This window comes from Sphaerospermopsis kisseleviana CS-549 (assembly GCF_028329225.1).
Lineage (GTDB): Bacteria > Cyanobacteriota > Cyanobacteriia > Cyanobacteriales > Nostocaceae > Sphaerospermopsis > Sphaerospermopsis kisseleviana.
This window is the reverse complement of sequence record NZ_JAQMTI010000316.1, coordinates 1-21,062: the sequence shown is the minus strand read 5'-3', so window position 1 is coordinate 21,062 and position 21,062 is coordinate 1. Positions and strand designations below refer to the sequence as shown.

The 21,062-nt window shown below is 36.7% G+C and carries 19 protein-coding genes and 1 pseudogene; 9 read left to right on the top strand and 11 right to left on the bottom strand.

From position 1 onward, the window contains the following. Window positions 1-44: 44 nt before the first annotated feature. The 3 genes from aspS to miaB all read right to left on the bottom strand — a co-directional run bounded on the left by aspS (window position 45) and on the right by miaB (window position 3,618). Entirely contained in the window at window positions 45-1,838 is a 1,794-nt protein-coding gene (gene aspS / locus PN497_RS24130) for an aspartate--tRNA ligase (protein WP_096571525.1), read from the bottom strand. Window positions 1,839-1,956: 118 nt separating this feature from the next. Continuing rightward, a complete protein-coding gene (locus PN497_RS24125; protein WP_096571523.1) occupies window positions 1,957-2,142 on the bottom strand; it encodes a hypothetical protein in 186 nt (61 codons plus the stop codon). A gap of 111 nt (window positions 2,143-2,253) precedes the next feature. Next, window positions 2,254-3,618: a tRNA (N6-isopentenyl adenosine(37)-C2)-methylthiotransferase MiaB gene (miaB, locus tag PN497_RS24120; RefSeq protein WP_096571521.1), complete on the bottom strand. Its 1,365-nt coding sequence runs from the start codon at window positions 3,616-3,618 to the stop codon at window positions 2,254-2,256. 341 nt (window positions 3,619-3,959) lie between these two features. Here miaB and PN497_RS24115 point away from each other — a divergent pair, with 341 nt between their 5' ends. Then, window positions 3,960-4,499: a nucleotidyltransferase family protein gene (locus tag PN497_RS24115; protein ID WP_096571519.1), complete on the top strand. Its 540-nt coding sequence runs from the start codon at window positions 3,960-3,962 to the stop codon at window positions 4,497-4,499. 347 nt (window positions 4,500-4,846) lie between these two features. Here the strand turns inward: PN497_RS24115 and PN497_RS24110 are convergent, their stop codons facing one another. Both PN497_RS24110 and PN497_RS24105 read right to left on the bottom strand, forming a co-directional pair. Further along, window positions 4,847-7,648, bottom strand: a complete 2,802-nt coding sequence (locus tag PN497_RS24110; protein ID WP_096571517.1) for a tetratricopeptide repeat protein — start codon at window positions 7,646-7,648, stop codon at window positions 4,847-4,849. 233 nt (window positions 7,649-7,881) lie between these two features. Further along, window positions 7,882-8,112, bottom strand: a complete 231-nt coding sequence (locus PN497_RS24105) for a hypothetical protein (RefSeq protein WP_096571514.1) — start codon at window positions 8,110-8,112, stop codon at window positions 7,882-7,884. 84 nt (window positions 8,113-8,196) lie between these two features. On the opposite strand from PN497_RS24105, the gene PN497_RS24100 reads away from it, so the two are divergent. After that, window positions 8,197-8,346 (top strand): hypothetical protein, encoded by a 150-nt coding sequence (locus tag PN497_RS24100; RefSeq protein ID WP_162501912.1) that lies wholly within the window; start codon window positions 8,197-8,199, stop codon window positions 8,344-8,346. Between the two features lie 71 nt (window positions 8,347-8,417). Further along, a complete protein-coding gene (locus PN497_RS24095; RefSeq protein ID WP_096571512.1) occupies window positions 8,418-9,356 on the top strand; it encodes a DNA-methyltransferase in 939 nt (312 codons plus the stop codon). Here the strand turns inward: PN497_RS24095 and PN497_RS24090 are convergent, their stop codons facing one another. Both PN497_RS24090 and PN497_RS24085 read right to left on the bottom strand, forming a co-directional pair. Continuing rightward, window positions 9,357-10,238 (bottom strand): hypothetical protein, encoded by an 882-nt coding sequence (locus tag PN497_RS24090; RefSeq protein ID WP_096571510.1) that lies wholly within the window; start codon window positions 10,236-10,238, stop codon window positions 9,357-9,359. Next, on the bottom strand, window positions 10,231-10,455 hold the full coding sequence (locus PN497_RS24085) for a helix-turn-helix domain-containing protein (RefSeq protein ID WP_096571508.1): 225 nt from the start codon (window positions 10,453-10,455) through the stop codon (window positions 10,231-10,233). The genes PN497_RS24090 and PN497_RS24085 overlap by 8 nt, the downstream gene beginning before the upstream one ends. Before the next feature lie 133 nt (window positions 10,456-10,588). On the opposite strand from PN497_RS24085, the gene PN497_RS24080 reads away from it, so the two are divergent. Beyond that, on the top strand, window positions 10,589-12,613 hold the full coding sequence (locus PN497_RS24080) for an FAD-dependent oxidoreductase (protein ID WP_096571506.1): 2,025 nt from the start codon (window positions 10,589-10,591) through the stop codon (window positions 12,611-12,613). 48 nt (window positions 12,614-12,661) lie between these two features. Here the strand turns inward: PN497_RS24080 and PN497_RS24075 are convergent, their stop codons facing one another. Further along, on the bottom strand, window positions 12,662-13,099 hold the full coding sequence (locus PN497_RS24075) for a DUF29 domain-containing protein (RefSeq protein WP_096571504.1): 438 nt from the start codon (window positions 13,097-13,099) through the stop codon (window positions 12,662-12,664). Window positions 13,100-13,222: 123 nt separating this feature from the next. Between PN497_RS24075 and clpS the strand changes: the two genes are divergently transcribed. Then, window positions 13,223-13,546, top strand: a complete 324-nt coding sequence (gene clpS, locus PN497_RS24070; protein ID WP_096571502.1) for an ATP-dependent Clp protease adapter ClpS — start codon at window positions 13,223-13,225, stop codon at window positions 13,544-13,546. Window positions 13,547-13,552: 6 nt separating this feature from the next. After that, a pseudogene (locus PN497_RS24065) lies at window positions 13,553-13,624 on the top strand (DUF2103 domain-containing protein); the annotation flags it as partial. 300 nt (window positions 13,625-13,924) lie between these two features. Here PN497_RS24065 and PN497_RS24060 read toward each other — a convergent pair. Further along, complete coding sequence (locus PN497_RS24060; protein ID WP_096571496.1) at window positions 13,925-14,398, bottom strand: molybdenum cofactor biosynthesis protein MoaE; 474 nt, start codon at window positions 14,396-14,398, stop codon at window positions 13,925-13,927. A 96-nt stretch (window positions 14,399-14,494) separates the two neighbouring features. Here PN497_RS24060 and PN497_RS24055 point away from each other — a divergent pair, with 96 nt between their 5' ends. The 3 genes from PN497_RS24055 (at window position 14,495) to PN497_RS24045 (ending at window position 19,103) form a co-directional block, all read left to right on the top strand. After that, on the top strand, window positions 14,495-16,573 hold the full coding sequence (locus PN497_RS24055) for a PAS domain-containing sensor histidine kinase (protein WP_096571493.1): 2,079 nt from the start codon (window positions 14,495-14,497) through the stop codon (window positions 16,571-16,573). Window positions 16,574-16,753: 180 nt separating this feature from the next. Next, the gene (locus PN497_RS24050; RefSeq protein WP_096572809.1) at window positions 16,754-17,200 is read left to right on the top strand and encodes a response regulator; all 447 of its coding nucleotides are present in this window, start codon (window positions 16,754-16,756) and stop codon (window positions 17,198-17,200) included. 16 nt (window positions 17,201-17,216) lie between these two features. Next, window positions 17,217-19,103: a hybrid sensor histidine kinase/response regulator gene (locus tag PN497_RS24045; RefSeq protein WP_096571491.1), complete on the top strand. Its 1,887-nt coding sequence runs from the start codon at window positions 17,217-17,219 to the stop codon at window positions 19,101-19,103. Window positions 19,104-19,181: 78 nt separating this feature from the next. Here the strand turns inward: PN497_RS24045 and pyrR are convergent, their stop codons facing one another. Together pyrR and cbiB are read right to left on the bottom strand one after the other, a co-directional pair. Continuing rightward, a complete protein-coding gene (gene pyrR / locus PN497_RS24040; protein ID WP_096571490.1) occupies window positions 19,182-19,718 on the bottom strand; it encodes a bifunctional pyr operon transcriptional regulator/uracil phosphoribosyltransferase PyrR in 537 nt (178 codons plus the stop codon). Window positions 19,719-19,808: 90 nt separating this feature from the next. Beyond that, window positions 19,809-20,771, bottom strand: coding sequence for an adenosylcobinamide-phosphate synthase CbiB (cbiB, locus tag PN497_RS24035; protein ID WP_096571488.1), 963 nt, complete (start codon window positions 20,769-20,771; stop codon window positions 19,809-19,811). Between the last annotated feature and the right edge of the window lie 291 nt (window positions 20,772-21,062).

Below are 21,062 nucleotides of genomic sequence, written 5' to 3'. Positions count from 1 at the left end.
CCCGACTTCTTAATTTTATTAACACAAGTCGGGGATCTTAAACTTTACTCTTTCACCTTCGGTTTCACCGTCGAAGCAACATGAAGTTCTTTCAACTGTTTACCATCCACACCAGCAGGTGCATCTGTTAACAAACAGCGTGCTTGTTGCGTCTTCGGAAAAGCAATTACATCACGAATTGATTCTTCTCCAGCTAACAACATTACCAAGCGATCTAAACCATAGGCAATACCACCGTGAGGAGGTGTACCATATTCAAAAGCTTCTAACAAAAAGCCGAATTTATTTTGTGCTTCTTCGGTAGATAAACCAATAGTTTCAAACACCTGAGATTGCACTTCTCTTTGATAAATTCGCAGACTGCCACCACCCACTTCAAAACCATTTAAAACCAAGTCGTAAGCTTGAGCGCGGGCGGTTTTCAAATCATGCAAATCATCGGGATGGGGTGCTGTAAATGGGTGATGTAATGCTTCTAATCTTTTCTCATCTGCATTCCATTCAAACATCGGGAAATCTGTAATCCACAGAAAGTTATTTTTCCCTTCAGGAATTAAATTAAATTCCCTAGCCACAAACTGACGCAACCGATCCAATGTTTTATTTACTGTTCCTATATCAGCAGCAGCAAATAATAATAAATGACCGTCTTTTGCACCAGTTCTAGTTAAAATTTCCTGCTTTTGTTCCGGTGTCAAATTATCTTTAATCGCGCCAATGGTGTCAATTTCTCCATTTTCCCGCACGCGAATATAAGCTAAACCTTTAGCTCCCGCTTCTGCTGCTTCTTTGAAAATGTCTCCACCTGGTTTAATGCGAACATTTGAGATGGCATCATTACCGTTAGGAATAGGCAGAATTTTCACAATTCCACCTTTAGAAATGGCATCATTAAAGACTTTAAAACCGGAATCTTTTAAAACATCGGAAACATCAACTAATTCTAAACCATAGCGGGTATCTGGTTTATCACTTCCGTATTTATTCATCGCATCTTTATAAGTTAGACGCGGAAAAGGACGGGGTAAGTCAATATTTTTGACGGTTTTGAAAATGTGACAAACTAATTTTTCGTTGAGTTCTATTATTTCCTCTTGAGACATGAAACTCATTTCCATGTCTAACTGGGTAAACTCCGGTTGTCTGTCTGCACGTAAGTCTTCATCACGGAAACATCTCGCAATTTGATAGTATCTATCCATCCCGGATACCATCAATATTTGCTTGAATAGTTGCGGTGACTGGGGTAAAGCGAACCATTCCCCTTCATTAACGCGACTGGGAAGAATATAATCACGCGCACCTTCGGGAGTGGAACGGGTAAGTACGGGTGTTTCTATTTCAATGAAACCTTCGTTATCTTCTAAATAACGACGCATTGCTTTCACGACTTGGTGACGTAACTGCATATTTTGCGCCATGCGATCGCGTCGTAAATCTAAATAACGATATTTTAACCGCAAGTCTTCCCTCACATTTTCTGTATCTGCGGTGGAAACCTGAAAAGGTAGCTGTTTACGCACAGCGTTGAGGATGTGAATTTTATCAGCGTAAATTTCTATTTCACCAGTAGGAATACGAGGATTTAAAGATTCTGCGGGGCGTTGGGTAACTCTTCCAGTAATTTCTACAACGTATTCATTACGTATGGTGTTAGCCAGTTCGTAGGAGTCTGGGGTGCGTTGAGGATCGCTGACAATTTGCACAATACCAGAGCGATCGCGTAAATCCAAGAATATCACACCCCCATGATCGCGGCGACGGTCCACCCAACCGTATAATGTTACAGTTTCTCCAATATGCTCTTGTCGGAGTTCGCCGCAATAGTGAGTTCGCATAGTAATTTAGTTCTTTTTTCCGGGCTGTTAGTAAATGTTAAGGCTTTCCTATTATCTAGCATTAACAGTCATTGTATTCATTTCTGGTTAAGAAAAAACGGCAAAAATGCTAAACTGGTTAGTTGAGGTCAGGATTAAGAAAGACCGTAATTATCGTAGCACTGGCAATCAAACCGAAAGCCAGATTAACCAGTGACTGCGTAGCTTGCCTGTATACCTCAAATTTCTCATTTGATTTTGCCACATCAGCTTTCAATTCTTCGAGTGAATTTAAGATTTTTTCTTGAAACTCTTCTTGTGACATTTTGTTGATCTCCTTAGTTAAGGATTTTGATATGGGTTCAATAGACAGGAGTTCAAGAGTCAGGAGTCAGGAGATAAAAATTTTCCCCAGTCCCCAGTCCCCAGTCCCCAGTCACACCATCACCGCTTCCCGCACATCTACAGGTTCACCACTTAAACTAAAAGCGCGAACTTCAGTAATTTTCACCTTGACTATTTTTCCCTTGAGTTCATTGATATCTCCTGTAAAGAAAGTCAGGCGGTTTCCTCCGGTTCTTCCCATCACCTGAGTTGGATCTTTGCTGTTTTGATCCTCAACTAGAACTTCCTCAACTCTGCCAAAATAACGTTGCGATCGCTCGGCTGCTTTAATCGCCACTAAATGATTTAATCTTTGTAGGCGATCGCTCTTAACCTCCTCGCTTAACTGATTATCCCACAGCGCCGCAGGTGTACCCGGACGGGGTGAATATGCAGCAGTATTCAACTGATCAAAACCAATATCAGCCACCAATTTTAAAGTATTCTCAAACTGTTCTTCAGTCTCCCCAGGAAAACCGACGATAGCATCCGCACTAATAGAAGCATCTGGCATATACTTACGTATTGTATCAATAATCCGTCGGTATTTATCCTGGGTATAACCTCGTGACATTGCTTTCAACACTTCATTATCCCCAGACTGAAAAGGAATGTGAAAATGCTCGCAAACCTTGGGCAATTCCGCACAGGCTTTAATTAACCTTTCCGTAAAATACCGGGGATGACTAGTAGCAAATCTAATTCTTTCAATTCCTGGAACATCATGGACATAATAAAGTAAATCTGTCAAAGTGTGCAAATGACGACCTTCGGGAGTTGAACCGGGTAAATCCCGTCCATAAGCGTCAATATTTTGACCTAAAAGGGTAATTTCTTTGTAACCTTGTTTTCCTAAAGTTTCAATTTCCGCACGGATAGCTTCTGGTGTGCGAGACTGTTCCACACCCCGCACATTAGGAACTACACAATAAGTACAACGCTCATTACAACCATAAATCACATTTACCCAAGCAGTCACTTTACTATCTCGCCTTGGTTGGGTAATATCCTCTAAAATATGTACTTCTTCCGTAGCGACAACCTGATTACCCTCAAAAACCGACTCTAGCAAATCTTTGAGACGGTTAGCGTGTTGGGGACCCATCACTAAATCTAACTCAGGAACACGACGCAGTAAAGATTCACCTTCCTGTTGTGCCACACAACCAGCAACCACTAAAGTTAAATCAGTTTCTTTATGCTTACGCTTTGCCTGTCTACCTAAATAAGAATAAACCTTTTGTTCCGCATTATCTCTAATCGTGCAAGTATTATAAAGAATCACATTAGCATCATTAGGATCTTCTGACCATTCAAAGCCCATATCTTCCAGAATGCCAGCCATGCGCTCTGAATCGGCCTTATTCATTTGGCAGCCGAAAGTAGTAATGTGATAACGACGGGAAGAAGTGGTCATGGGAAATTACGCTTAATTAATATCATGTATTTTTAGTCTATTCACCATTTTATCAAAAGCCGTAGCCTTTGTAGGTTTTCAATAATTGACAATTACCTATCCCTTGAACGGAGAGGTTTTAAACCGTATGGCTAACGCCACGCTACGCTATCGGCTGACGCTCACGGCGGAAGCCTTGAATGGAACAATTGTCAATTTTCCATTGATAAAACTCTGCGTTATTTATTTCTGCGTTCTCTGCGTCATTTCTGGACTTTAGTCATCCAAAGCATTGTATCATACTTGTTATGATACTTGTCAATAAATGACTTTATCTGTATTTTCAAGTTGTGAAATAAATCATGAGTGATTCTACAAAATTAAAAACTATTCTCTTAGATTCCGTAATTGCAGATGTACTACCACACATCGCTCAAATCAACTTACCCAACTGGTGGTTAGCAGGAGGGGCAGTACGCAATACCGTATGGTCTAACCTATTTGGTGAAAAATGTCAATTATTCATCAAAGATTTTGATATTGCTTTTTTTGATTTACAGGGAACACGAGAACAGGAACAACAAGTAAAATCAATTCTCACTACACAATTTCCTCAGTATGAATTTGATATTAAAAATCAAGCTAGTTTTGGTAGATGGCGGACAGGTAGAACTATATATTACAGTACAGAAGATGGAATTAAAGATTGGTTACACACTGCAACTGCTGTAGGTGTATCTATGAATGACTTAGGTGAATGGCGATTTTTCACACCTTACGGTTTAGATGATTTATTTGATGGCATTATTCGACCCACACCAACACATATTAATGATATAAATGCTGAAAATAAAGCATCAGGATTTATGGAAAAGTGTCCTTGGCTGCGTTTATTCGTATAGTGATAATTTCCTGTTTAAAGGTTCAAATCAATCAAAAATAACGCCGAATATCATATATTTTATCCTTTAGTCAATCATTCTTGGAGTATATTTATACTATTTCTCTAGATAGATGAGGTATGGGAGAAATAAGTTATATCTTCAATCAAGAGGTATTGATAGGATTTCCGTGAAAGGAAACTACGTTGTTGTTAAGGCTTTTCCTTGCACAATTGCAGCTTACCTATTGTTCAATTTCTCTGCTCCATCCCCCTCTCCTTGCAAGAGGCATTAATGACTTCAAATTACCCCTTTATAGCTTCTAATTTGTGTAGAAACTATGCAGGGGTATTTTTAATTTCTCATGACTAACTCTGAATTAATTTTTGAAAGGTTTGATCTTTATTAATATCATCAAAATCTATATCTGTAGCTGCATCTTCCTTGTAGCTAGGTTTAAGCTCAATTGCTTTTTGCAAATTCTCTAATGCTAATTCAACTTCTCTTTGTAGTGCATAACAAGCAGCTTTATTATAGTAAGCACTTGCATAGTCTGGTCTAATTTCTAGTGCTTTATCGAAATTAGTAATTGCTTCGTCATCTTTGCCTAATCTTACCAAGGTGTAACCACGTTTATCCCAAATTTTCGGGGAGTTGGGTTGAAATTTTAACGCTTGATCAAAAGAAGCGATCGCATCTTCATAACGTTCCAATTCTACCAAAGACAAACCACGATTTAACCAAGCCACACTATCATCTGGTTTGATCTGAGTAGCTTTATCAAAACAATTGAATGCTTCTTTGTGTTTACCTAAATTACCACAAGCTACACCAATATCACACCAAGCTTGATGATATTCAGGGTTAATTTTAATGGCTTTATTGTAAGACATTATCGCATCTTTATATCTTTTTAAACGACTAAGAATTAAACCTCGTTTTAACCAAACTTCTGCATTATCAGGTTGAATATTAACGACTTGTTCATAAATTGCTAAAGCATCTTCATAACGTTTTTCTGAAAACAACATTTCCGCTTCTTTGATATAGTCATCCGCAGAAACTTCTATTTGTGTGGGTTCTGGTATTGTTTCTGGTATTGTTTCGGGTGCGGTTTCTTGTACTTGTATATTTAGTTGTGTATTTTCAGGTTCAGCTATAAATTGAGGTTGAATAGTTGCTAAATCTTGTAAAATAGACTCTTTCCGAGTTTGAGCGTCTAACTGTAATTTTGCAAGTTGTTTAACAAACTCAGCTTCTAATTTTTCTAACTGTTCTAACTTCTCTAAAATGCTCAATTTCTGTTGTTCAAAATTACTTTGAATATCAGCAAACTGAGAAATAAACTCATCACCTGATTTTTCTAAATTCTCAACTATTTGCTGTTGACGCACTTCAGCGACATTTTGCAATACTTTGATTTGGTTGATAGACTCAGATTCTAACTTTTGTAAATTCTGTAAAATCTGTGATTTTTGTTTTTGAATATCAGTTTGAATATCAGCAAACTGAGAAATAAACTCATCACCTGATTTTTCTAAATTCTCAACTATTTGCTGTTGACGCAGTTCCGCTACATTTGGTAAAATCCTAATCTGTTCAATAGATTCAGATTCTAACTTTTGTAAATTCTGTAAAATCTGTGATTTTTGTTTTTGAATATCGGTTTGAATATCAGCAAACTGAGAAATAAACTCATCACCTGATTTTTCTAAATTCTCAACTATTTGCTGTTGACGTAATTCTGCCACATTTGGTAAAATCCTAATCTGCTCAATAGATTCAGATTCTAATTTTTGTAAATTCTGTAAAATTTGTGATTTTTGTTTCTGAATATCGGTTTGAATATCAGCGAACTGAGAAATAAACTCATCACCTGATTTTTCTAAATTCTCAACTATTTGCTGTTGACGCAATTCCGCTACATTTTGTAATTCTCTAATTTGTTTAAGAGATTCAGATTCTAACTTTTGTAAATTCTCTAAATTCTGTGATTTTTGTTGTTGAATATTTTCCTGTACATCACTGTAAACATCAGACAATTGGGAAATAAACTCATTACCCGATTTTGCTAAATTATCAATGATTTCCTGTTGACGAATTTGAGCAGCATTTTGTAATAATGATAGTTGCTGAGAAAAGTCAAGCTGTAATTTATTTAAATTATCAAATAAACCACCTTGTTGATTTTGAGCATCAGTTTGTAATTCAGCAAGTTGGGATTTAAACAGATTATTTAATTTTGACAAATTCTCAATAAAAATATCTGTTTGATGTTGAGCATCGGACTGAAAGTGAAATAACTGATCAGTAAAATCTGAGCGTGATTGTGCTATACTTTCAAAAGTTTCTTCTTTTTGTTGTAAAGTTTCCGATTCTAAACCCTGAAGTTGAGATATTAACTGAGAACGGGTTGTTTCAATATCATTAACAGCAGCGTCTTTTTGATTTTCCACTGCTGACTTCATTTGCTTAAATTGAGAAACTAACTCAGCTTCTAATTTTCTGACATTTTCAATTGTAATTTTTTGTTGTTGAGCAGATAAAGTGACTTGTTCTAATTGAGTATTTAACCTAAATTCTAAATCGCTGATATTCTCTTGAGCAGATTCAACTTCACGTTCTAAAGCTGTGAGAAATTCCTGTTTTGATTTTGGTAAATCAGATAAAAGAATAGATAAATTTTCCTCTTCACCTTGAATTGCGGTTTTCAGTCTATTAACTTCCTGTGCTAATTCCTGAGTGAGACTTTGAGAAGTTTTAATCAAATTTTCAGAATCTTGACTAACATTAATTAATTGAGTTTGCAACTTTTCTATTCCTTGTACCTGCTGCATTGAACGGTCAACAATATCCTTAATTATAGCTTTCCGCAATAACCATAAAGTAGCAATTAAAACCACAGGAAATAAACTTAAAATCGTTAACCAAATATTAAGTAGGGTATTCGTGCGAGTAAAAGCACGCTCAAAGTCTGACTGTACTTGCTTTTGAAGGCGGTTTTCTTGTCGCAGTCTGGTTAATTCTTCCCGTTCCTGATTCGATAATACCTGAGCAGTAGCGGATAGTTGCAGTTTTCCACCCCAAAACCCTGTAGATAACAGTAATGGTGATAATAAAATGGCGATTTTTAAAGCTTTTTTTGAAAAAATGGGGTTTTTGCTGTTCATGGCACTTTCCCTATCTGTAAGGTTGTTTTTTGCGGTGGTATGTCTATGATAGATTATCAATTTAGGGTAACTGGTTTTCGGACTGGTTGTTTGATATTAGCAGATTAGGGTCAAACAAGGTATCTCTCAATCAGCTTGGTGTTTGATGAAAGTGTATAAAAAGTGTATAAAATTATAAAAATTTTGACTATAGTTGGCTGATAAATGTTTGAGGTGTGATAATTGACCTGGCATTATTCGTCATTTAGTAAATCATTTAAAATTTCAGAATTTAATCCTCTTGCTTCTGCTTTTGTGCCAATTTCATCCATTAAGTGACTCAGAGAAATAGAGGGTTCATCTAATAAATTTTTTATGCGTAAAGCTAAGAGAAATTGTATCTTTTTTGGTTCTTCTTCAGATAATTTTGTGTAAGCCTGTGCTATTGCAGCATCTACAGGAATAGAAATTTTGGTGTGTTCCATGTTGATCGTGCAGTTTGGTTTACATTTCTGTTATTTTATTTTACCATAATTATGTCATACCAGTAATATCATCAGGATAAAAATATGGAAAAATCAAAGCAGGAACGTCTAGAAGCTAAAGGTTGGAAAGTGGGAACAGTTGCAGAATTTTTGGAACTAACTCCAAAGGAAGCAGCATTAGTAGAAGTTAAATTAGCAGTTATTCGCAGTCATAAGACAAATAAAAAATCTTAGCCTTTACTTGATGTTGTATTGTTAATAGTTTATGATAAATATAATTACTACTGAAAAATTAAGTAAATTCTGTGTTGGATTATATCACTGCTAATCTTCCATTGTTTGCCGATGTAGATCGAAAGTTAATCATCAAAACCGCAGATATTGATGAAGTTAATTTTGAGCAAGCTAATTTTCTCATTAACGGAGAAGCTTTAGATGCTCTGAAAAAACTGCCAGATTCATTAGTACAAACAGTTGTCACCAGTCCCCCTTATTATGGACAGCGTGATTATGGTAAAGAAAAACAAATTGGGATTGAAGAAAGTGCAGATGAATATATAAACCGACTTTTAGAAATATTTGATGAAATCAAAAGAGTATTAAAAGAAGATGGTACACTGTGGTTAAATGTAGGGGATAAATATATAGATGGAAATTTAGCGGGTTTACCTTGGAAATTAGCATTAGCATTAAAAGAAAGAGGATGGATTTTAAGGTCAGATATTATTTGGTATAAACCTAATGCTATGCCATCTTCTGTGAAAAATCGTCCTACAACTGACCACGAATATATTTTTTTATTGGCGAAAAGTTCAAAGTATTACTATGATGCTGATGCTATTCGTGAACCTCATGTAACTTTTTCTGAAAATAGTAAAATGCGGGGTGGAAGAAATCATTTAGGTAAAAAAGGGGGAACTCCAGAACAGGGTAAAAATGCAGGTAATTCTAATTTACATAATGGTAGATGGGATCAAGCGTTTCACCCTAAAGGAAGAAATAAGCGGACTGTTTGGGAAGTTCCTTTATCTAAATTTAGAGATGCACATTTTGCCGTGTTTCCAGAACAGTTAATAGAACCTTGTATTTTAGCAGGTTCATCTGAGGGGGGAATAGTTCTTGATCCTTTTTTTGGTTCTGGTACTGTGGGTTTAGTTGCGATGAAGAAAGGACGTAAATTTATTGGTATTGATATTAATGAAGATTATTGTCAGATTGCTAGTAAGAGAATTTTTAATACTTGATTATTCAATAGATTGAAAAATCTGTAAAATTTCCTTTAGTTTATTATTCAGTATTGGTTCTACCTCAGTTATTTGATTAGGGTTTTTATCAATGTGAATAAATTCATGAGATTTCAATGAATCAAAATCTATTTTCCAAGCTTCGGCTATAATAATGGGAATACACTTATATTCTTCATTATTTGCTTTGTCAATTGCTTGGTTAATATCTCTGGTAAAAAGCAGAGCATGGCCACCACCAGTAGTTTCTCTTGTTTTTACTGGAATTAATATTTTTCCTTTATTCCCTGTAACTGTAACATCATAAGTCTCTCCAGCAAGTTTAATCTGAGTTTCGCCAACTATGAGATTTATATTGTTATTTTTGAATATTTCTTTTAAATTTACCCTCACAATTGCCTCAAATAAAGTTCCTTTTATAGCTCGACGACTTCCTTCTAAACGTTCCATCATCACTTCACAAATAGGAAACCATTCCCACCTTTCTGGTTCAGGTAAGATAGTAGATACATACTCACGTACATGATTTAAAAGTATTGCTTTACGCTCATCAGTTGAACCATCAATATTTTTGAGTATATTTTGTAGTCTTTGTATAGGAGCATCTCTAAAAATCCAACCTAAAAAAAGCCATTTTGCTTTACTTTGAGGATATGGACGAGCAATACCGTCATATAAATTTAAGTCTTTGGGAACTTTGCGATTAAAATATTTAAGCAAAGTTTCTTGCGCTTTATATGAATCTTTTTCAATAACAAATTCATATAATCCAGGATAATTTTCTGATTTTAAAAAATCAATAAAGTCATCAAAAAAAGGTTTATTTGAATTAGCTATGATTGCTAGTTCCTTCAGTCTGATATTGTCAGGAATATTATTCATCAAAAAACTCTTTGGGTGAAATATTCAACGCATCTGCAATTTTATGGATATTCACAAGGCTAATATTTCTTTCACCACGTTCTACTCCTCCTATATAACTCCGGTCTAAATTACATAAAAGTGCTAATTCCTCTTGAGATAGTTTGAGATTATGGCGAATTTGACGTAGCTTACTACCAAATTTTTTTTGAATATTTTTATTATCAGGTGTTGTCATAAAGACAATTAAAAGCTATTGATGATTTTAAGTCCACGGACTTTAAGTACCATAGTCATGTAAAATCAGGTATGAACCTTTCCCCCAAACTCACCGTCTACAATTGGACGTAGTTTACAAAAGTGCATCAACCATGAAAAATAGACAAAAAAAGGCTTGTCACCAACTCATCAGCATAACCCTATTAACCACCTTCCTCACACCCTACTCCGTCACCGCAACCCCACCCAGAAACCCAGATAAAACCGTCAACTGTGAAATTCTCGTTGTCGGTGGTGGACTTTCTGGAGTTGCGACAGCTTACGAAAGTTTACTTGCAGGAAACACCGTTTGTTTCACAGAAATTACCGACTGGTTAGGGGGACAAATTTCCTCTCAAGGTACATCTGCGTTAGATGAAAGACCAACTCAAAGAGAAAAACAATTCTATTCTCGTGGATATTTAGAATTACGAAACCGCATACAACAAAAATATGGTCAACTTAACCCCGGTGACTGTTGGGTAAGTGACTCCTGTTTTCTTCCCCGTGATGCTCATAATATCATTTACCAAATGTTGAAAGATGCAGAAAAACAGGGTCGAGGAAAATTACATTTATTCCCAAATACGGTAATTAAAGATTTACAAATTAGTGCAGATGGTAAAATTATCAATAGTGCGATCGCCATTCAACATCAACCAGCAAAAAACGCACCACCTTTAAACACATTCACCCTTTCCCAAACCATAGAAGATGCTTATAGTTATCAAAATTCCTCCCGGTTTAATAAAACCATCATTCATTTTCTACCCCAACAATCACAGAAAAATAATAATCAATGGTACGTTATAGATGCCAGTGAAACTGGAGAAATTATTGCTTTAGCTGATGTACCTTATCGTTTAGGAATTGATCCGATTTCCTATCTCGAACCTTCATCTTCTAGCACTACAAATGATCCCTATTGTACCCAAGGTTTTACATATACTTTTGCAATGGAGGCAACTAAAGAACCACAACCCCAAATCATGCCCCCATTTTATCATCAATATGCCCCATATTTTAGTTATGAACTATCAAGATTAGCCAATTTTGATTTAGTTTTTACCTATCGTCGTATTTGGAGTCCCCAAAAAGGTAAACAAACTAGATTCGGTGGTATTAATTTTACAATTCCTACACCTGGGGATATATCTATGCAAAACTGGACTTGGGGTAATGACTACCGACCAGGAACAGCACAGGATAATTTAATTTATACTCGTCAACAATTACAAGCTACTGGTCAATTACAACCCGGTGGCTGGAAAGGAGGACTAAGAACCGAAACCCTCCGTAAAGGAGAGGAAAAAGCTCTGGCTTATTATTACTGGTTAGTTGCGGGAAATACTGATTCTCAACTCGGTGCAAATGTGAAACAAACCCACCCGAATAACCGTTTATTAACTGGTATAAATTCACCAATGGGAACTGCATCTGGTTTATCAAAATATCCTTATATGCGTGAAGGAAGACGCATTATTGGCCGTCCCAGTTGGGGACAACCCCAAGGGTTTGGTATTTGGGAAGTTGATATTTCTCGCCATAATTATCATGATGAATATTACCGGAAAACTCTGCCCGCAGATATGTACCGTCAGTTAAAAGCGACACTAGCAGGTATAGAAGCAATATTAGTAATTAGGGGTGAAGTCAGTCCAAATAACGCAAGAAAGCGTCGCCGTTCCACTATTTTCCCGGATGCTGTGGGTATCGGTCACTACGCTATAGACTTTCACCCCTGTATGTTGAACAGTCCACCAGAAGCACCTGGTAATATAGAACGTCCGGGAGAAAGACGGGGTGCAGGTAACGCTTATCCTTTTCAAATTGCCCTGAGAGCAATGATTCCCCAAAAAATTGATAATTTAGTAGTAGGGGGTAAAAGTATTGCTACCAGTCACATAGCTGCTGCTGCTTATCGGGTGCATTCTTTTGAATGGTCTGCTGGTGCTGCTGCGGGAACTGTAGCTAGTTTTGCATTGAAGGAAAATATAGCACCTTATCAGTTAGTTGATGATTTACCGAGATTAGAACCAAAATTACAGGTTTTAAAAGGTATTTTAGAGAAAAACGGTAATCCTACTGCTTTTCCTGATACTTCTATTTTTAATCAAAATTGGGAAAAATGGCGATAAGTGGGGTAATGGGGAGAAATTATTTGTATTTTCCCAGTCACCAGTCACCTATTCTGGTAAAAATTCCGAGTTGAGGGTTTGTTCGCAGGTGTAAGGACATATTTCTGGAAATACTTTTTCCCCAAGTTGAGTTTCCCGTATTGCTAATGCTAAACCGAGTTCATAAGCTGTGAGAAACATTTCCTCTAAATAGGGTTTTAGACTAGGACTATCTTCTAAAAGTAGTTTAATTTGAATACGTTGTTCTTTAATTGTACTCAACCAACTGTTAGTACGTTTTTCGGCTTGAAATTGCCATTTTAATAGATGTCCTAACAACACTGCTAGTCTATTTCTCAATTCTTGTCTTTCTTTTCTTCCCAAGGTTTCCAGTTCTTCAATGAGGTTCACAGTATCTAATGTATGCCATTGTTGAGTTTTGAGTAAATTAACTTGTTCTTGAGTCCAAGCATGAAAGTCTGTTGTATATAATTCAAAGGTGTTCATTTTTCACCTGTTATTAGTTTATATATTCTTTATTGTAGTCTTGCTTAACTGCTGTCAATTCTCAACCCAACCATAAAGTAAACTAGATATTTGAAGTGTTTTTTGGGAAAATGTAGTTTATTTATGGAGACAAGACTTGCAGCTGTTTATGGAATGGCCTCAGCACCAACTGTAACACCGGATCGGGTGAGTCAAGTTACTCGGAAAACCTATCCTAATTATAAGGTGATTGTCTTAAATGATGATTTCAATACTTTTCAGCACGTGGCTGAATGTTTAGTGAAGTATATTCCGGGAATGTCGAGCGATCGCGCTTGGGAACTAACTAACCAAGTACATTATGAAGGACAAGCCATAGTTTGGGTAGGTCCCCAAGAACCAGCAGAACTATATCATCAACAGTTGTGCCGCGCTGGGTTAACAATGGCACCTCTGGAAGCTGCGTAAACCATCATGAGTAAACCCACTGATGGTAGACTTGTTTGGAATCATTCTACCCACCTTCCCGGACTCATTCCTATTTTATGACAGGTGACAGTTTTAGACAGTGGGTAATACCGTTTATTTATGAGGCTGCGCTAAATTTTCTGACCTCTTTCTTTGTGTTCTTTGTGTTCTTTGCGGTTCGTTAGATAATTTAGCGCATCTTCATACAGAATTGGTATAAGTTTTAATTTTTATCTCAAGTGCCAGGTTTTTTAGTTCTTACCCTCAAAACTCTTGCATTTTTTGAAAGTCAAAATAGCTCAAATTCTTTAACTGTTAATGTTTTCCCATTTATTCAGCATCCCCTCATGAGATTTTTTGGGCTTAACCGAAAAAACCTCAACATTCTTGTTCACAAGCACCAATACTTACCCAGGAACTAGAACCATCTTGCCAATGTTCTTTTTTCCAAATTGGTGCATTGTGTTTAAGAGTATCAATAGCATACTGACAAGCTGCAAACGCCTCACTGCGATGGGGACATCCCACGGCTACTAAAACACTAATTTCCCCAATTTTTAACCGCCCGATCCGATGATATATGACTACTCGATTCACATCCGGCCATTGACTGCGAATATCAGCGGCAATTTGATAAAATATCTGTAAAGCCATCGGTTCATAAGCTTGATACTCTAAAGCTACCACAGCTTTACCATCTGTTTGATTACGAACCATCCCACTCATTACTACTACTGCACCATTAGCTGGATCATCGGCTTTGGTATATATTTCCTCAAGAAATAATGGAGCCAAGGTAATGCCAAAACTATCTTCAGCTTTGGGTTTGGTCAGGAGACATGGAGTTTTCATAACTAATTTTTATGCAATTTTACGTAAGTAGTTGTTAAAAATTGTCGTTATTATAAAGCGATCAGCTGCCTACTGACAATGGAGAACGGATTTTCAATGACTAAAAAAATACCAGGACAAAGTGAGCAAGTGCATCACTGGGAAACACAAATTAGGATGGTATTAGAAGCAACTGGCATCAGCATCTGGACTTTCGATATCCCAACCAATAAAATTACCATATCGGATAATCTGGAAAGTGTTTTTGGTTTAGATAAAGATCATTATCATCACACATATCAAACTATTTTAAACTGCATTCATAGCCAAGATCGAGAATTGGTGAACCGCACTTATCAAAAAGTTATTGAAGACGGAGAAGCATTTGAAATTGAATTTCGTGTAGTTTTGGCTGATGGTAGTATTCGCTGGTTAGCTAGTAAAGGTGCAGTGAGAAAAGATTTATCAGGAGTACCCTTACAAATATGTGGGGTATCTATGGATATTACTAAGCGTAAACAAATTGAGCATCAAAGAATAAAAGAAGCAATCAAAAAAAGTGAAGAAAGATTTAAAATAGTTGCACTGGCTACTAATGATGTGTTGAGAGATTGGGATTTACTCACCAATCAAGTATGGTGGAATCAATCAGTACAGTCACTTTTTGGTTATACATCCGAAGAATTGTATTTAGATGTAAATTGGTGGCGTGAAAGAATACATCCAGATGATAGACAACGAATTAATTCTGATTTACGTGCTGTAATTGATAGTAATAAACAATTTTGGTCGAATGAATACCGCTTTTTGCGTAGAGATGGTACTTATGCCTATATTTTTGACCGTGGTTATATTGTTCAAGACCACACAAATAAACCAGTGCGGATGATTGGGTTCATGATGGATATGACTGATCGCAAACGAGCCGAAGCAGAATTACAAAGACAAAACTTGCGATCGCAATTATTCGCCAATATCACCCTGAAAATTCGGCAATCTTTACAAATAGAGGATATCCTCCAAACCAGCGTTACCGAAGTACAAAAGCTACTCCAAGCAGATCGAGTATTAATTTTACAACTGAATGGGAATGGTTCTTTCCTCGCAGTCAAAGAAGCTGTAGTTCCCGGTTTACCTGTTGTTCTCGGACAGAAAATTAATGATCCTTGTTTCAGTGAAAATTATATCCAACAATACAGTCAGGGGCGAATTAGTGCTATTAGCGACATCGAGAAAGCAGAGATTCAACCCTGTCATGTAGAATTTCTGCAACAATTTGCAGTTAAAGCTAACCTTGTCGTTCCTATTTTTCGCCAAAATCAATTTTGGGGTTTGCTAGTTGCCCATCAATGTTTACATACCCGTCAATGGACTAACTGGGAAATTGGACTCTTGCGACAACTTGCAGATCAAATTGGTATAGCTTTAGCACAAAGTTTGATTTTAGAACAAGAAACCAAGCAACGACAAGAACTAGCTCGTTCTAACGAAGAACTGCAACAATTTGCTTTTATTGCTTCTCACGATTTACAAGAACCACTGCGGAAAATTAAAACATTTGCTGAAAGATTGCAAGTCACTTGTGGAGAATTTTTAAGTGAACAGGGAAGGGATTATTTACAACGAATGCAAAATGCAGCCTTGAGAATGGAAACATTAATTGAAGGCTTATTGACACTTTCACGAGTCACAACTAGAGCGCAGCCTTATGTAGCAGTAAATTTAACACAAATTGCCCAAGAAGTATTATCTGATTTAGAAGTAAGTATCCAGCAAACTAGAGGACAAATTGAAATAGGGGAATTACCTATTATTCAAGGTGATCCTTTACAAATGCGTCAATTACTGCAAAATCTCATTGGTAATGCCCTCAAGTTTCATCGTCCAAATCAACCACCTGTGATCAAAATATATGGTCAATTTTTCAACAATGATATTGATGATTTATCCGTTGGTAACACCTATTATCAAATTATTGTTGAAGATAATGGTATTGGTTTTCCAGAAAAATATCTTGACCGCATTTTCAATGTTTTTCAAAGGTTGCATAGTCGCAGTGAATACGAAGGTACGGGCATCGGTTTAGCTATCTGTCGCAAAATTACTGAACGCCATCACGGTACTATTACAGCAAAAAGTCAACCAGGACAAGGAGCAAAATTTATTATTACCTTACCAATTAATTCTCATCTCTAATTTTTCCTCCCAGAGATGGATTACTACTACACCCCAAAATGATGTTAATTGTACAAATGTGGGCAGCATTCAACCCAGGGCAGTCAGTCCTCAGCAAGCGGCTGAAAAATACAACTGAATGCTTAGGAATAATTGAATAATTAATTAATACTTGTAATGAGTAAAAAGGAGACATTAGGAGTGAAAGATCGGCAACCAAAAGTCACCATTTTAATGGCTGATGACGACGATGATGATAGCTTATTAGTTCATGATGCTTTGCTAGAAAGCCGATTGCCTATCAAACTACATATCGTCAGGGATGGTGAAGAATTGATGGATTATTTATCTCATCGTGGCTTGTATACTGATGTGAATAAAGCACCGCGACCAGGTTTAATTTTCCTGGATTTAAATATGCCCAAAAAACATGGATTAGAGGTACTAAAAGAACTTAAAAATCACCCCCAACACCGGATCATTCCCGTTATAGTCATGACAAGTTCTAACACAGAAGAAGATATATATAATACATACAATTTAGGGGCAAATTCCTTTATTCAAAAACCTGGAAATTTCACATCCTTAGTTGAGGTGATGAAAACTATAGGAAAATACTGGTTTGAAATTGTAGAACTGCCCCTATAAGCAGTAAGAGGCGATCATGAATGACAGACTCATTAAAGTTTTGTTAATTGATGATGATGAAGATGATTATATTCTAACTCGTGATTGGTTTCGGGAATTTCAAGTAACTGGTTGTGAGTTAGAATGGGTGGAAAGTTATCAATTAGCTAGGGAAGCGATCGCTCGACACCAACATGATATCTATTTAGTAGATTATTGTTTAGGGGCGGATAATGGTTTAGACTTGTTGAGTGAAGCTATTAATAATGGTTGTAATTGTCCTTTTATTTTACTTACAGGTCAAGGAGATCGAGAAATAGATTTGGAAGCTATGAAAACCGGAGCAGCCGATTATTTAGAAAAAAGTCAATTAACTGCACCTTTATTAGAACGTTCAATCCGCTACGCCCTTGAACGCAAACAAACAGAACACAAAATTCGCCAACAAGCAGCTTTACTTGATGTCGCTACAGACGCTATCTTTGTAGGTGATTTAGATGACAAAATTTTATTTTGGAACAAAGCCGCTGAACATCTATATGGTTGGAGTCAAGAAGAAGCCCTGACAAAAAAAATCCAGCATCTTTGTCCAGAAAAAATTTTTTCTCAAATTTCAGAAGCATTAAAAATACTCCTTAAACATGGTTCTTGGGAAGGAGAACTGGAGCAAATTAGCAAATGTGGTAAAACAATAATCGTTGCTAGTCGTTGGACTTTAGTACCCGCATTTGGAAACAAGCCCCAATCTATTTTAGTTGTTAACACTGATATTACCCAAAAAAAGCAATTAGAACAGCAATTTCTCCGCACCCAAAGACTAGAAAGTATAGGCACTTTAGCTAGTGGTATTGCCCATGATTTAAATAATGTCCTCGCACCTATTTTAATGACAGCGCAAATTTTGGAAACTCAAGTGAAGGACGAACGCGCTCGACGACTAATACCTATATTAATTAGCAATGCTAAACGCGGTGCAAATTTAGTTAAACAAGTATTATCTTTTGCTAAGGGAATGGATGGCGATCGCACTCTTTTACAACTCAAACATTTACTCATTGAAATTCAGCAAATTATTCAAGAAACATTTCCTAAAAACATGGAAGTTATCACCCAAATTCCCCAAAATCTTTGGACTGTATCTGGTGATGCTACTCAATTACATCAAGTGTTAATGAATTTATGTGTTAATGCCCGTGATGCTATGCCCAACGGTGGTACATTAACAATCACTGCCGAAAATCTTTTAGTTGATGAAAATTACGCCCAAATCCACATTGATGCTCAAGCTAAACCTTATGTTGTCATTACTGTGACTGATACAGGAATTGGTATTAAATCTACGATGATAGACCGGATATTTGAACCATTTTTTACTACCAAAGAATTTGGACAAGGTACTGGTTTAGGTCTTTCTACAGTATTGGGAATTGTCAAAAGTCATGGTGGTTTTATCAATGTTTATAGTGAAGAAAAAAAAGGCAGTCAATTTAAAATCTATTTACCAGCACAAGATACAACCGAAATTATAGAAGAAACTGAAATATCTTTACCGCAAGGTAATGGAGAAATGATATTAGTTGTCGATGATGAATCTGCTATTTGTGAAATTACAAAAACATCACTTGAAAGCTATAATTATCAAGTAATTACTGCCCGTGATGGTATTGAAGCTATTGCCTTATATGTAGAACATCGTGATCAAATAGCCTTAGTTTTAACTGATATATTCATGCCATCAATGGATGGACTCACCAGCATCCGTACCCTGAAAAAAATTAATCCCAATATCAAAATTATTGCTGTTAGCGGACTAGCTCCCAGCGATAAAGTTAACGCAGTTTATGATATGGGTGTAAAAGCTTTTTTGTGCAAACCTTTTACAGCAACTCAATTATTACAAACTATTAGCGCAGTTAATAGGTAATAGGTAATAAATATTATTCCCAATCACCAATCACCAATCACCAATCACCAATCACCAATCACCAATCACCAATCAAATTCAATTACCAATTAACTCCACTGCATCCCTTCCATCCTCATCTTGTAAATAAACTTTTACAATTTCTTCCTTAGCAGTAGGCAATTTTTTACCCACAAAATCAGGATGAATAGGTAATTCCCGATGACCCCTATCTACTAATACAGCCAAACGAATCACCTCTGGTCTACCATACTCATTAACTGCATTTAAAGCCGCACGAATTGTCCTACCTTTGAAAATGACATCATCTACCAAAACAACAGTTTTCCCCGTCAAGTCAAAAGGTATATCGGTTTTCGCTGGAGTTCTTAAACCAATTTTATCTAAATCATCACGATAGAATGTAATATCTAATGCTCCCACATCCACACTGATACCTTCAAGAGTTTCTATTTGACGTGCCAATAAATTGGCTAACGGCACACCTCTAGTATGAATACCCAAAAGTACCAATTGTGACAAATCTCGCGTCCGTTCCACCATTTGAGACGCGAGACGGGTTAAAGTACGACGCAGTTCTTCAGATGAGAGAATTTCAACTACTTTGGTAGACATGGTGATTGGTGATTGGTGATTGGTGATTGGTGATTGGTGATTGGGAAGAAATAAATTCTAAATTTTAAATTCAATATACCTATTCCCTATTCATAAAATTAACAATATTCCTACCCCCAACCACAGTAAAAACGAATATCGAGTTAATTGTAAAGCTTGGGAAATCGAAGTTGGGGTAATGGGATAAATAGCATCTCCCAAGAGTGGTTTATGTTTAGCTACTCCACGATACCAGTTTATACCTCCCATCTGCACACCTAAAATAGCAGCATAGGCGCACTCGCTCCAACCAGAATTAGGACTTGGATCTTGAATAGCATCCCGACGACAAATACGCCAAACATATAAAGGTTTAATTGATAAAAATCCCAAAGTCATCACTGTTAACCGACAAGGAAACCAAGTTAAACAGTCTTCTAACTTAGCACTGAACCAACCAATATAAGTATAAGGTGCTTCTCGATAACCTACCATTGAATCTAAGGTACTACTGGCTTTATATGCTAGTGCTAAAGGAACAGGTCCAACCAATGGTATTAATCCACCCACAATTGCATAAAACAAAGGAGCCATGACCCCATCAGTAGCATTTTCTGTCACCGTTTCCAGAACTGCTCGTAAAACCTCTGTTTCTGAGAGATTTTCCGTATCCCGACCTACATAATTACTTAAAATCTGTCGTGCTGATTCTAAGTTACCTTTTGTTAAAGGTTGGATAACATCTAAAGCAGCTTTCCGCAAACTATGAAGAGCAAAACAACTAGCTAAAAAAATGCTCTCCACCACAATTCCTAAAAATGGATGTAACCATCTAGCAATTTGAACTATTAACCAACCAGATAAACCGCTGCCAATAATGAGGATAATAGCAAGTACAATTCCAGCTAGACGTTGTATTTGAGAACTTTGACAGTGTTGCAGAAAAAATTTACTTAAACCAGAAATTAACCAACCCATTACTCGCACGGGATGAGGCCAACCCCAAGGATCACCAATTAGGTAATCTAACAAAGCCGCAATAATTAATAAGTAGTCGTGCAAAATAAATTTCATAGTTAGGAGAGGGAACAGGGAACAGGGAACAGGTAACAGGTAACAGGTAAGGTTTACAGAGATTTTTTCTTCAATAACTATGTGCAATTAATTTTGCCTGGGTACTTATATAGATGTTATTAGTCATTAGTCATTAGTCATTAGTCATTAGTCATTAGTTATTAGTTATTAGTCATTAGTTATTAGTCATTAGTCATTGGGTTATTAATCTTCCCCAGTCACCAATCACCAGTCACCAATCACCAATCACCAATCACCAGTCCCCAGTCCCCAGTCCCCAGTCCCCAGTCC